This window comes from Falcatimonas sp. MSJ-15, assembly GCF_018918265.1.
GTDB lineage: Bacteria > Bacillota > Clostridia > Lachnospirales > Lachnospiraceae > Falcatimonas.
The window spans coordinates 62451-76464 of the sequence record NZ_JAHLQC010000018.1 but is presented as its reverse complement, the minus strand read 5'-3'; the positions used below and the strand labels follow the sequence as shown (position 1 = coordinate 76464).

The 14014-nt window shown below is 32.5% G+C and carries 12 protein-coding genes; 10 read left to right on the top strand and 2 right to left on the bottom strand.

Annotated features, from left to right (window positions below; all coding sequences use genetic code 11):
- Nucleotides 1-197: 197 nt before the first annotated feature.
- Nucleotides 198-1103, bottom strand: a complete 906-nt coding sequence (locus tag KQI85_RS13395) for a LysR family transcriptional regulator (RefSeq protein WP_216576579.1) — start codon at nucleotides 1101-1103, stop codon at nucleotides 198-200.
- Between the two features lie 225 nt (nucleotides 1104-1328).
- Between KQI85_RS13395 and leuC the strand changes: the two genes are divergently transcribed.
- The 3 genes from leuC (at nucleotide 1329) to ybaK (ending at nucleotide 4132) form a co-directional block, all read left to right on the top strand.
- The gene (gene leuC, locus KQI85_RS13390) at nucleotides 1329-2594 is read left to right on the top strand and encodes a 3-isopropylmalate dehydratase large subunit (RefSeq protein WP_216576578.1); all 1266 of its coding nucleotides are present in this window, start codon (nucleotides 1329-1331) and stop codon (nucleotides 2592-2594) included.
- Nucleotides 2595-2607: 13 nt separating this feature from the next.
- Entirely contained in the window at nucleotides 2608-3093 is a 486-nt protein-coding gene (gene leuD / locus KQI85_RS13385) for a 3-isopropylmalate dehydratase small subunit (RefSeq protein ID WP_216576577.1), read from the top strand.
- Nucleotides 3094-3655: 562 nt separating this feature from the next.
- The gene (ybaK, locus tag KQI85_RS13380) at nucleotides 3656-4132 is read left to right on the top strand and encodes a Cys-tRNA(Pro) deacylase (RefSeq protein ID WP_371820650.1); all 477 of its coding nucleotides are present in this window, start codon (nucleotides 3656-3658) and stop codon (nucleotides 4130-4132) included.
- 128 nt (nucleotides 4133-4260) lie between these two features.
- Here ybaK and KQI85_RS13375 read toward each other — a convergent pair whose 3' ends face one another.
- Nucleotides 4261-5070: a hypothetical protein gene (locus KQI85_RS13375; protein WP_216576576.1), complete on the bottom strand. Its 810-nt coding sequence runs from the start codon at nucleotides 5068-5070 to the stop codon at nucleotides 4261-4263.
- Nucleotides 5071-5526: 456 nt separating this feature from the next.
- Between KQI85_RS13375 and KQI85_RS13370 the strand changes: the two genes are divergently transcribed.
- The 7 genes from KQI85_RS13370 to KQI85_RS13340 all read left to right on the top strand — a co-directional run bounded on the left by KQI85_RS13370 (nucleotide 5527) and on the right by KQI85_RS13340 (nucleotide 14014).
- Nucleotides 5527-6357 (top strand): cell wall hydrolase, encoded by an 831-nt coding sequence (locus KQI85_RS13370; RefSeq protein WP_216576575.1) that lies wholly within the window; start codon nucleotides 5527-5529, stop codon nucleotides 6355-6357.
- A gap of 78 nt (nucleotides 6358-6435) precedes the next feature.
- Complete coding sequence (locus KQI85_RS13365) at nucleotides 6436-6894, top strand: YhcH/YjgK/YiaL family protein (RefSeq protein WP_216576574.1); 459 nt, start codon at nucleotides 6436-6438, stop codon at nucleotides 6892-6894.
- Between the two features lie 223 nt (nucleotides 6895-7117).
- Entirely contained in the window at nucleotides 7118-8608 is a 1491-nt protein-coding gene (gene thrC, locus KQI85_RS13360; protein WP_216576573.1) for a threonine synthase, read from the top strand.
- Nucleotides 8609-8713: 105 nt separating this feature from the next.
- The gene (locus KQI85_RS13355) at nucleotides 8714-9250 is read left to right on the top strand and encodes a hypothetical protein (protein ID WP_216576572.1); all 537 of its coding nucleotides are present in this window, start codon (nucleotides 8714-8716) and stop codon (nucleotides 9248-9250) included.
- A 389-nt stretch (nucleotides 9251-9639) separates the two neighbouring features.
- Nucleotides 9640-10323, top strand: a complete 684-nt coding sequence (locus KQI85_RS13350) for a response regulator transcription factor (protein WP_216576571.1) — start codon at nucleotides 9640-9642, stop codon at nucleotides 10321-10323.
- Nucleotides 10313-11902, top strand: coding sequence for a cell wall metabolism sensor histidine kinase WalK (locus KQI85_RS13345; protein WP_253293901.1), 1590 nt, complete (start codon nucleotides 10313-10315; stop codon nucleotides 11900-11902). The genes KQI85_RS13350 and KQI85_RS13345 overlap by 11 nt, the downstream gene beginning before the upstream one ends.
- A 195-nt stretch (nucleotides 11903-12097) precedes the next feature.
- A complete protein-coding gene (locus KQI85_RS13340; RefSeq protein WP_216576570.1) occupies nucleotides 12098-14014 on the top strand; it encodes a type IIA DNA topoisomerase subunit B in 1917 nt (638 codons plus the stop codon).

Below are 14014 nucleotides of genomic sequence, written 5' to 3'. Positions count from 1 at the left end.
GTCTTTAATTTCTAGAAGATTTGATATAAAATTAGTATTAGGCATAAGCATTCTCCTTTGTTGATTATTTTGTGGTGATTTAATTATAACTTATGGGATTGTTTATGCCTATCTTTTTTTATAAAAATGAAAGGTTCTAAACTCTACCCCCAAGTAAAGTTTAGAACCTTTATTTTGTTTGAAAAATATTATCTTCGTTAACTGGTAATAGAATTGATTATATGGTTTACAAATAATTTACCTGCGGTACTTAATGGGACATTATCAAGATAAGCTAAACATACGGTTCTACTAGGGATTGGTGTTGATAGTGGAATTTCAACGAGAGTTTTATCATCAAGTTCATCTTTGATAAATTCTTTTATTACGCATCCTACACCAAGACCTGTTTTGGCAAATTCTATTAAGAGATCCATTGAGTTGACAATAAGTGCTTTTTCAGTATCAAGTTTATGATAATTAAGATATTTATCAACATATCGTCTTGACAGATTTTCTTTATCAAGAAGCATAAGGTTAGCATATGAGAATATCTCGGGGAGAGCGATATTTTCACGCTCCATAAGGCTATTTAGATATGCCGGAGTTGCAGCGAATGTATCAGTAATAGTCCCTATATCAGTAAGAATAAGACCTTTAATATAATCAGGTTTTGCTATAAGCCCAAAATCAATCTCACGATTTTCAATGAGTTTGAGAGTTGGAATTGTAGGTTGAATCTCAATAGAGATCTGAACATGAGGGTGGTTGATAGCAAATGATTTAAGATATGGTAATAGCATGTGCTTGCAAAGTGTTGAACTTACACCAATCTTAATATGTCCTATGCCTAATGTATTGATTCTTTTTAGATTGAATTCACCAAGACTTATAGAGTCAAAAGCATTTTTAACATAAGAATACAGATAGCTGCCTTCTTCTGTAAGTGTGATGCCTCTTGAATTCCTATTAAAAAGCTTTGTATCTAGAGTATCTTCTAGTTTTTTAATTGATTTACTCACTGCTGGCTGGCTTATATAGAGAATATTAGCTGCTTCTGATATGCTTTGACATTCAGCAGTGATCTTGAATATATGGTAAAGTGAAAGAGTATTATTATCCATTGCAACCTCCTTGATATAACTAAAAGTTATGATAAATATATCTTTTATGTATTTGTATTATATCATCTGTGCTATTATAATACAATCCATACATATTGATATGATGATGCTGTTTAATAGCAGTTAGAGATGCAAACTGTCTGTATAATAATTAAAAGCAGTGTATCCTAAAGAATGATTAGAATACACAATCATAAAATAGATATGAAGTAGGAGGAATGAAACATGGGAATGACAATGACACAGAAAATATTAGCAGCTCATGCAGGGCTTAAGGAAGTAAAAGCAGGACAGCTTATAGAAGCAGATCTTGACTTGGTATTAGGTAATGATATTACATCACCTGTTGCCATACATGAGATGGAGAAGATGAATGTTAAGACTGTATTTGATCGTCATAAGATTGCACTTGTACCGGATCATTTTGTACCAAATAAGGATATTAAATCAGCTGAGCATTGCAAATGCGTAAGAGAATTTGCATGTAAACATGAGATTTCTAATTATTTTGAAGTCGGTGAGATGGGAATAGAACATGCACTTTTACCTGAAAAAGGACTTACAGTTGCAGGTGATGTAATTATTGGTGCCGATTCACATACATGTACATATGGTGCTCTTGGAGCATTCTCAACAGGTGTAGGAAGTACTGATATGGCAGCGGGAATGGTTACAGGTAAAGCATGGTTTAAAGTTCCATCTGCTATTAAGTTCGTATTAACAGGTAAGCCTGCTAATTGGGTATCTGGTAAAGATATTATACTTCATATTATTGGTATGATTGGTGTAGATGGTGCATTATACAAATCAATGGAATTTGTAGGTGATGGAATACAGTATCTTAGTATGGATGATAGATTTACAATAGCTAATATGGCGATTGAAGCTGGTGGTAAAAATGGAATATTCCCAGTTGATGAACTTGCGAAAGATTATATGGAAACACATTCTAAGAGAGATTATGTAGTATATGAAGCTGATGAAGATGCAGAATATGATGAGACATATGTTATTGAACTTGATAAATTAAGACCAACAGTAGCATTCCCACATCTTCCAGAGAATACTAAGACTATTGATGAAGTAGAAGATATTAAGATTGATCAGGTTGTTATCGGTTCATGTACTAATGGAAGAATAGATGATCTTAGAATAGCAGCGAAAGTTCTTGCAGGAAGAAAGATTGCAAAAGGACTTAGAGTTATTATAATTCCAGCAACACAAAGCATATATCTTCAAGCTATTGACGAAGGACTTATTCAGTCATTCATTAATGCCGGTGCAGTTGTAAGTACACCAACATGTGGACCATGTCTTGGTGGATATATGGGTATTCTTGCTGAAGGCGAGAGATGTGTATCAACGACTAATAGAAACTTTGTAGGCCGTATGGGTCATGTAAAATCAGAGATCTATCTTGCAAGCCCTGCTGTAGCAGCAGCAAGTGCTATTACAGGTAAGATCAGTGGACCGGAAGAACTTGGATTATAGGAGGATATATATAATGAAGGCAAATGGAAGAGTATTCAAATTTAAAGATAATGTAGATACAGATGTAATTATTCCTGCAAGATATCTTAATTCATCAGATCCTGCAGAACTTGCAAAACATTGTATGGAAGATATTGACAAGGATTTTGTAAATAAAGTAAAAAAAGGCGATATCATAGTTGCTAATAAGAACTTTGGATGTGGTTCTTCAAGAGAACATGCACCTATTGCAATTAAAGCAGCCGGTGTAAGCTGTGTTATTGCAGAGACATTCGCAAGAATCTTTTATAGAAATGCAATTAATATAGGACTCCCAATTATTGAATGTCCTGAAGCTGCTAAGAACATAGAAGAAGGCGATGAAGTGGAAGTAGATTTTGATAGTGGTATTATCTATAATAAGACAAAAGGCACTTCATTCAAAGGTCAGGCTTTCCCAGAGTTTATGCAAAAGATAATTGCAGCAGAAGGTCTTATTAATTACATTAATAATAAGTAGAAACAAGCTATTAATCTAACATCTTTTAATAGAGAATCCCACAGGTAGAGATATCTGTGGGATTTTTAATTATAGAACGTGAATACAATTACTCTTTTTGAATGATAGCGATTAGTTATATTGATACAGTTTTTACAGCGATAAGAGTTATATGAATTCAAATAACATATAGAAAAAAAACATCATAAGTGATAAAATAAAAGCACATTATAAAAGCACATTATAGAAACACATTATATATAGAAGAAACACGTTCAAAAATATATAAAAAAGAGCTAGAAACGGTTGAAAAATAGAGCTTTTTTAAAAAAATGAGAATAAAAAAAGAAAAAATTAAATCTTGATTTAACATACTATATATAAACTATATAGTATGAAGAACTAAGATATATTGAAAGTATAAATGTGAACTTGATAATAACATCTATAAATGCTTTTATGTTATAGACATAAATGTGACAGAATAATACAGATAAGCAAATCAGAAATTACATTTTGATTATGGAAGAGGTTATCTAATTATACTATCATTTGAAAATATATGATAATAGGAGGAAAAAAGATGAATAAGATGAATAAGACAAATGCCATGAGATTGCTTGACAAAGCAAAAATAGAATATGAGGTAGCTGAATATGAAGTTGATGAGAATGATTTATCAGGAGTTCATGTAGCAACGATACTTAATCAGCCGGTTGAACAGGTATTTAAGACATTAGTAGCAAAAGGTGAAAAAAATGGAATAATGGTATTTTGTATACCTGTTGCAGAAGAACTTAATCTGAAAAAAGCCGCAATAGCGACAAAAGATAAAAAGATTGAACTTCTTCCGATGAAAGAACTTCTTCCAACAACAGGTTATATACGAGGTGGATGTTCACCTATTGGAATGAAAAAACACTATAATACATATATAGAAGAATCAGCAATATTATATGACAAGATATATATAAGTGCGGGTGTTAGAGGAGCACAGATTATAATTAATCCAGAACAGCTAAAAGATTTTGTAAAAGCAGAATTCAAAGATTTGCTATAATCTGAACTTTGGTTAAAAAAGAAAGAGAACAGGAACATATAGTTCTTTGGTGAAGAAGTATATGTTCCTGTTTGTTTTATCTTAAAAATAATACTTTTAAGATGTTAAAATCATATAATTATATCCGTTTATATCTCAGAGATACATCCATTTAATGTATCAAAATGTCTGATGTTCTTAGAGATTTTAACATGTTCATAAATCTCATGGTATTCTTTAGAAGTAAGATTCTCAATATAATTCTCAGTATAATTAATTAAGATACCACGATTTTTCAATGTATCAATTGCTTTGTTATAAGCAATAGCAGCTTCAATCTCATTTTCATATTCGCCTACTATGTAATCACCGACAATATGAATCTTAACACGAAATATCTCAATCCCTTTGTTGATATATTTGCTTACACCATTGTACCTGTTAATGATCTCAATATTGCCATAACGGTAATCTTGTGTGTCACCATTAGAGAATATATAATCTTTGCCCATGACAGCATGATGCTTGATGCCATAACGATATAAGATGTTGGTCTGCATGCCATAATCAGATACAAAGAGATATCCGTTGCGTTTCATAATCTTATGATTGGAGTAGTAAAACAGATCATCAATATCGAATTTAAATATACTGTCTTTTGCAAGATAGTATAGAAAATAACGATTTTTTAGATAAATAGGTGTTTTGATGTAGATTCCGTTGTCTCTGTAATTAACAAGAGATATGAATTTATCAAAACTAATAGTAAAAGAATCCTCACTATAATCTTCAATGGCGATAGTCGAATGAATAATTTTATCTCCATCAAGATATGCATTATAAGCCTCTTTTTCGGTCTTAAAACTGCCAAGACTGATATGCTTGTTTTTATGCGTAAGCGATGCTCTGTAATAAAGTGAACCATTCTTTTTGTTAGCCGCAAAGACACCTGGTAGCATAAAAAATCCTCCCTTTTATAAAAGTATAAAATACCATTACTTATATCGGTATATTTGGAAAAAACTTTATACTCTAAAAAATGTAAATTCTTTCATAAAAAATAGCGAACATGTATTTGCATAAAAAAATAAATTGGATTTTTAGGTCAAAAAAAGTAAAAAAAGTAAAATTAAAACTGAAAAAATGGTATTAAAATAAATACAAAATTATTAAGTTTGTAATGAAATTGTAATATTTAATGCGGAAGCAATATCAAAAACATACAAAAATACAAGTGATAAATTGTGCAAAAAACAAAAACTAAAATTGCAAAAAAAGTGAAAAAAGGAGTGACGTTGTGAAAAAGCAACAAAAATCATAAAGAGTTATTGACATTTTTGATATGTGACAATATAATTCGTTCCTATGCAGGGCAAACTGTAGAAAACAAAAAATTAAAGGAAAGAGGAGTATAAATGTTAAACATACGCTCATTTTTTCAAAACATCTTTTTGTTTGTAAAAAATCTTTCAAAAAGAGTTTACAGAAACTGTGTAGTTATGACAACAGGTGCATGCGTATTTGCGATTGTTGTACTTAACTCAACAAGCTTCGGCGGTGGTGGAAGAAATAATACTAACGTATACGCCAGAACGCTTGATACAGAAAGCGAATCCGAAGATGAAGATGTTAGTGAAAATACAGAGACAGAAATGAATGGCACTATACAATTTGGACTTGTTAATTCAGCATTACAGGAGCAGTCGATAACAGAACATTTATCAGCAATTGGTTCTTCTAAGGAGGAAGAAACAGAGGAAGCAGTAGCAGATAAAGAAACAAATGAAAATTTAATCAGCTATCAGAGTAATGATTTATTCTCGGAAGATAACGATAATGATGTTGCCTTAATCGACTACAGTGAATCGGATTATCAAGCATTACTTAGAATTGTAGAAGCAGAGGCAACCGGACTTGATATTAAAGCAAAAATTCTGGTAGCAAACGTAGTAATCAACCGTGTAATGGATGAACACTTTCCAGGAACAGTGGAAGGGGTTGTATACAGCAGAGAGGGAGGAAGTTATCAATTCTCACCACTTAGTGACGGAAGATTCTATAATGTAATAGTAACGGATACAACAATTGAAGCAGTAGACAGAGCGCTGTATGGCGAAGATTACTCACAGGGAGCACTCTTTTTTGCAGCAAGAAAATCAGCTTCAAACGCAAATATGTCATGGTTTGACAGAAACTTAACACGACTTTTTGAATACCATGGACATGAATTTTTTACTTTTAGATAAAAGAGACTTGTTAAAAAGTATGTTGTAGGTGTATAATATTTAAAAAAGTGTAAGCACTTACAAAAGGAGATTTTAACCATGATTTTTGATTCATTAGAAAACATTGGATTCTACAAAGGTTTATCAGAAAACTACAAAAAAGCAGTTGAATTCTTACAGAAAGAAGATTTAATCAATCTTCCAGTAGGAAAATATGAAGTTGATGGCAAAAACGTATATGTTAATGTATCAGAGTATGAGACAATTGCTTGGGAAGATGCAAAATTTGAAGCTCATAAGAATTATACAGATATTCAGATCATCCTTAAAGGCGAAGAAGTAATGAGCTATGAACCGACACAGAATCTTGTACCAAAGACAGAGTATAATCCTGAGAAGGATGTAATCTTCTTTAACAATGATATCAGAGGACTTGATCTTGTTGTAACAGCAGGACATTTTGCAATCTTTAATCCATGGGATGGACATAAGCCAAAAGCTATGAACAAAGTTCCATCAGCAGTTAAGAAGATTGTTGTTAAAATCAAAGAGAACTAATAAAGAGATCACTGGAATGTTTATAATATTCCGGTGATTTTTTTTATAGATAAAATGCAAAAATATATTGTTTGTATAAGCAAAAATATACTTGAAAGACAAATTAATAGTAAAGTCTTTAATGCACGTACATATGTATTTGTAAGAAACCACACTTTATGGTTGTACAGAATAAAAATCTGTGTTATAATTTCAAAAGATTATGAAAAGGATGGTATATGAGATGGATTTAATGTATAAAAGTACTCGTAACAGTAATGTAAAAGTAAAAGCATCTGAAGCAATTCTAAAAGGTCTTGCTGACGATGGTGGTCTGTTTGTTCCGGATAGTATTCCTGCATTTGATGTATCACTTGACAGATTAAAAGGGATGTCATATCAGGAAGTAGCTTATGAAGTAATGAAATTATTCTTAACAGATTTTACAGAAGAAGAGCTTAAGAATTGTATTAACAAAGCATATGATTCAAAATTTGATACACCAGAGATCGCACCACTTGTAAAAGCAGATAATGCATATTATCTTGAATTATTTCATGGTGCAACTATAGCATTTAAAGATATGGCATTATCAATACTTCCACATCTTCTTACAACTTCAGCCAAGAAGAATAATATTAAGAATGATATTGTAATTCTTACAGCAACATCAGGAGATACAGGTAAAGCAGCACTTTCAGGATTTGCTGATGTTGAAGGCACTAAGATTATAGTATTCTATCCAAAAGATGGTGTAAGTCCAATTCAGGAAAAACAGATGGTTACACAAAAAGGCAATAATACATATGTTGTTGGAATAACAGGCAACTTTGATGATGCACAGACAGGTGTTAAAAATATATTTGGTGATAAAGAACTTGCAAAGACAATGGATAATGCAGGATATCAGTTCTCATCAGCCAATTCAATTAATATTGGACGTCTTGTTCCTCAGATTGTATATTATGTATATGCGTATACAAGACTTCTTGCTAACGAAGAGATAGCAGAAGGCGAGAAGATTAATGTTGTAGTTCCAACAGGTAATTTTGGTAATATTCTTGCAGCATACTATGCTAAGAATATGGGACTTCCAATTGCTAAGCTTATATGTGCATCTAATGACAATAAAGTTTTATATGATTTCTTTACAACAGGAACATATGACAGAAATAGACAGTTTGTATTAACTACATCTCCATCTATGGATATTCTTATATCAAGTAATTTAGAGAGACTTATATATAGAATTGCAGGTAATGACAGTGATGTTAATGCAAAACTTATGGCAGAACTTAAAACTGATGGTAAATATAGCATAACAGATTCAATGAAAGCAGAATTAAAAGATTTCTATGGCAATTATGCTACAGAAGCAGAAACAGCTGCTACAATTAAGAATTTATATGAAGACACAGGTTATGTAATCGATACACATACAGCAGTAGCTGCAACTGTATATGATAAATATGTTAAAGAGACAGGAGATAAGACAAAGTCAGTTATCGCATCAACAGCAAGTCCATACAAGTTCACAAGAAGTGTAATGGAAGCTATTGATGAGAAATATAGTACAAAAGGTGACTTTGAACTTGTAGATCTCTTAAGTGAGACAGCAAAGACAGATGTTCCTAATGCAATCGAAGAGATAAGAACAGCTAAAGTTCTCCATGACAGAATCTGCGCTCCACAGGACATGAAAGCAACAGTTATGGATATTTTAAATGTAAAATAGCAAAGATATAGGCATAAAGTACTATTTATTAAATAATATTATGTAAACTAGAAAGGTTGACATCTGTTTGTAGAAAGTTTATCATAAAAGCCTAAGGGGTGATGTATGATGATACAAAGTGCTGCTGATATAGATAACACTGCCGAATTAAAACAGTGGTTATTTAAAGAAAACGTTAAACTTGAGAACGCTAAGGCAGAGTTTTCTGATGCTGTCATCGACTTCGAGAGAGAAAAACAGAAATTTTTGAAAATGGAACAGGAAACTAATAGTCATAATCGAATATTACAGGAACAGCTTAGACAGGAAAAAGAGTTGTTTGAGAAAAAATGGAAGATATTAGAGCGTGAATTAAGACAGTTAGCAAAAGACAAAAAGCAGGTAGATATTGACAGACAGATAGTTGCAAGACAGAAAGAGCAGTATAGAAAGCTTAATGCAGATGCTGCAAGCAGGACAGACTATAAAAGTAACATAAAGCCGGATATATTTTTCAAAGGAGTTAATAGTGAATTAGCTCTTAAGAAGAGATATAAAGATTTACTTAAGATCTATCATCCGGACAATATGAATGGTGATAAAGATGTACTACAGGCGATTAATGCTGAGTATAATTACCTAAAACACAAATATGAAAATTAGTATACAGAGTTATACTGATACAGAAAAACAGGACTCATTTGATAAGAATATCATATCAATGAGTCCTGTTTTTTGCTAATATATAGTAATCTAGTACATTGAATAATAAGTTAATGTGTCGATTACATATTATTCGGTGTACTAGTGTACTGTATCACTGACATTTTGCCAAATACTACACCATTCACGTAGGATATTTTTCAGGAGAGTTTGCCTACATTTTCTTACAACATACACATTTACATATATTTACATAAAATGCCTAAAAATCTGCAAATTTGTGAATAATCTAATATCTATCACAGTATTGTCACAAAGATAATATAAAATAAGCGAGTACAAGATACCGATACTATAACAAAGAGCGTAAGATTGCGGAGGAAAATAATATGAGCAGAATTCTTATTGTAGATGATGAGGAACGAATAAGAGCAGTAATTAGAAAATATGCAGAATTTGAAGGCTATGAGACAGAAGAAGCAGAGAATGGGATGCAGGCAGTTGAGATGTGCCGAAACAAAGATTTTGATGTGATGATACTTGATATAATGATGCCGGAATTAGATGGATTTTCAACATGTAGAAAAATATTTGAGATGAAGAAGATACCAACAATAATGTTGTCGGCAAGAGGAGAAGAATATGACAAGATACATGGATTTGAGATTGGAATAGATGATTATGTAGTAAAACCATTCTCACCACGAGAGCTTATGATGCGAGTTAAGGTAGTATTGTCAAGAAATACAGCCAATACAGCAGTTAACTGTGAGAGCGAAAGAGAAGTGTTTAAGATTGATGGGCTTGAAGTAGATTTTACAGGACGTAAAGTAACAATAGATGGTGAAGCAGTCAGTATGACACCTAAGGAATATGATCTGCTATTTTATATGGTCAGAAATCGAGGAATAGCACTTACAAGGGAAAAACTTATAACAGATGTATGGGGATATGATTATTATGGAGATGACAGAACATTAGATACACATATAAAACTCCTTAGAAGTTCACTTCAGGAATATAGAAAATATCTTGTTACATTAAGAGGAGTTGGATACAGATTTGAAGCATGATAAGATAAGTATAAAATGGAAAATATTTGTATACCTTCTTGGTTTTACAGTGGCTATTATAGCTATACTATGGCTCTTTCAGATTGTATATCTTAATACATTTTACAAAGTGATTAAGAGGCATGAACTCAATAATGTAGCTAAAATGGTAGAAAAGTATGTTGGTAATGATAATTTTCAGACAATAATATCGAACATATCGAGAAAATATGATGTATGTATAAATGTCATTGACACTAATGGAGATTCGTTATACTCTGCGGAGACAAAGCCGGGTTGTGCAATACACAATGTCTCAAAGCAGCAATATAGTGATTATTATGAGATAGCGAAAGCAGCAGGAGGAAGTACAACACTTGATCTTGATGATAAAGAGCATGTAGGAAATGGACAAAATAATGGAGAAGTAAAGCCTGAACAAAATGATGATATAAAATCAGTAGATAATGAAGAAACTGAAATTACACAGTCAGATGTTGTACAGAATGAAGATTTAAAAGTTGATGAGAGTAAGCCATTAGATATAAGAATGGATGATAATGGTGGACATTTTAAAATGTTTAATTTTCGGGATAACTCTCAAAGTGTAGTCTATATGAATATACTTAAGACTGACGATACAGAGGAACTTTTACTTATTAATTCACTTATAACACCGGTTGATGCAACTGTTTCAACGCTTAGAATCCAATTAACATATATAACAGTTATAACACTTATATTAGCACTTCTTATAGCACTTCTAATATCAAAAAGAGTATCAAGATCAATAATAAAAGTAAGTGATAGTGCCAAGAAATTTGCAAAAGGAGCTCTTGATGTACATTTTGATGGTCGTGACTACAGAGAGATAGCAGAGCTGTCAGATACACTTAATTATGCGACTGAAGAATTATCAAAGACAGAGAACCTAAGAAGAGAACTAATTGCCAATGTATCACATGATCTAAGAACACCACTTACAATGATTATAGCTTATTCAGAAGTAATGCGTGATCTTCCAGGTGAGAATACACCAGAGAATGTACAGGTTGTAATTGATGAAGCAAAGCGGCTTACAGATCTTGTTAATGATATGCTTGATATATCAAAGCTTCAGGCAGGTGTAATGACACTTAACAAGAGTATATACAATCTTACTGACAGTATAATTGATGTCATGGAGAGATATTCAAAGTTAAAATCACAGGATGGATATAATATAACATTTGAATATACTGAAAAAGTAAAAGTGGAAGCCGATGAGCAAAAGATGCATCAGGTGCTGTACAATCTTATAAATAATGCTATTAATTATACTGGAGATAAGAAGATTGTTAAAGTAAAACAGATTGTAAAAGGTAATATAGTTCGTATTGAAGTAATAGATTGTGGTATAGGAATTGAAAAAGACAAGCTGCCATATATATGGGATAGATATTATAAGATAGATAAGACGCATAAGAGAGCTATAAGTGGTACAGGACTTGGACTTTCGATAGTAAGAAATATACTAGAACTGCATGAAGCAAAGTATGGAGTTAATAGTATAAAAGATAAGGGTTCAATATTTTGGTTTGAGATAAGAGTTATAAGATGAATCTTATAGGGTAAAAATTATAAGATAAAGATTATAAGATAAAAACTATAAAATAAAAAACATAAGATAAAGATTATAAGATAAAATTTATAAGTTCAAAGTCAGATGAAACCTGTAATAAAAATGTCTTGCATTTTTTCGAACATTCGTTTACAATAGATAGGTAACTCAATTAAGAACGAAAGGAAGAAAAAAATGGCTGAGAAAAATTATGATGCCTCCAGCATATCTATTCTTGAAGGATTAGAGGCTGTAAGGAAAAGACCGGGAATGTATATCGGAAGTGTATCAACCAAAGGTCTTAACCATCTGATATATGAGATAGTAGATAATGCTGTGGATGAGCATCTTGCAGGACATTGTAATAGAATAGATGTAACACTTAACAGAGATGGAACAGTAACAATAATAGATAATGGACGAGGAATCCCAGTTGGAATACATCCTAAAGCAGGGATACCGGCAGTAGAAGTTGTGTTTACTGTGCTTCATGCAGGCGGTAAGTTTGGTGATGGTGGATATAAGATATCTGGTGGACTTCATGGTGTTGGTGCGTCTGTAGTTAATGCCCTTTCGGAATGGCTTGAAGTAGTTATTAAAGTTGATGGTAAAGTATATAAACAGAGATATGAAAGAGGACATGTAATGTATCCTCTTAAAGAGATAGGAACATGCAGGAAGAATGATACAGGGACAACTGTAACATTTCTTCCGGACTCAGAGATATTTGAAAAGATAAGATTCAAAGCTGATTTGATAAAGTCAAGATTACATGAAACAGCTTATCTTAATCCGGGGCTTACAATCAATTATGAGAATAAGCGAGAAGGGGAAGAAGAGAAGCTTGTATATCATGAAGAAAAAGGAATAAGTGCATATGTTGAAGCACTTAATGAAGGTAAAGATAAAGTACACGATGTTGTGTATTTTAAGAGAATGAGCGATGGAATAGAAGTTGAGGCTGCATTTCAGTTTGTAGATGAATTCCAGGAGAACATACTTGGATTCTGTAATAATATCTATACACAGGAAGGTGGAACTCATCTTACAGGTTTTAAGAGTAAGTTTACAAGTGTTATTAATCAATATGCAAGAGAACTTGGAATAATTAAGGAAAAAGACAGCAATTTTACAGGAACGGATGTAAGAAATGGAATGACTGCTGTTATAGCTGTGAAGCATCCAGAACCACGTTTTGAAGGTCAGACTAAGACAAAACTTGACAATCAGGATGCAGGTCGTGTTACTGCAGAAGTAACAGGAGAGGAACTTGTATTATATTTTGATAAGAATCTTGATGATCTTAAAAAAGTAATTGCGTGTGCAGAAAAATCAGCCAAAATAAGAAAAGCAGAAGAGAAAGCAAAGACAAATCTTCTCACAAAGCAAAAGTTCTCAATAGACAGTAATGGAAAATTGGCAAACTGTGAGAGTCGTAATCCGGAAGAATGTGAAGTATTTATTGTAGAAGGTGATTCAGCTGGTGGTTCAGCGAAGACAGCAAGAAACAGACGAACACAAGCTATACTTCCAATAAGAGGTAAGATTCTTAATGTTGAAAAGGCAACTATGGATAAAGTACTTGGTAATGCTGAGATTAAGACAATGATAACAGCATTTGGATGTGGATTTGCAGAAGGATATGGCAATGATTTTGATATTACAAAGTTAAAATATAACAAGATAATAATCATGACAGATGCCGATGTTGATGGTGCACATATTGCCACATTGTTGCTTACATTTTTTTACCGCTTTATGCCAGAACTTATTCATCAGGGGCATGTATATATTGCAACTCCACCATTATATAAAGCTATACCTAAAAAAGGTAAGGAAGAGTATCTATATGATGATAAGGCACTTGCAAAGTATAGACAGAAGCATGAGGGAAGTTCATTCACATTACAAAGATACAAAGGTCTTGGAGAGATGGATGCACAACAGCTTTGGGAGACAACACTTAATCCGGAGACAAGAATTCTAAAACAAGTAGAGATAGAAGATGCGATGATGGCTTCAGAAGTTACATCTCTTTTAATGGGAAGCGATGTTCCACCAAGAAGAGCATTTATCTATGAGCATGCTAAAGATGCTGAACTTGATATATAG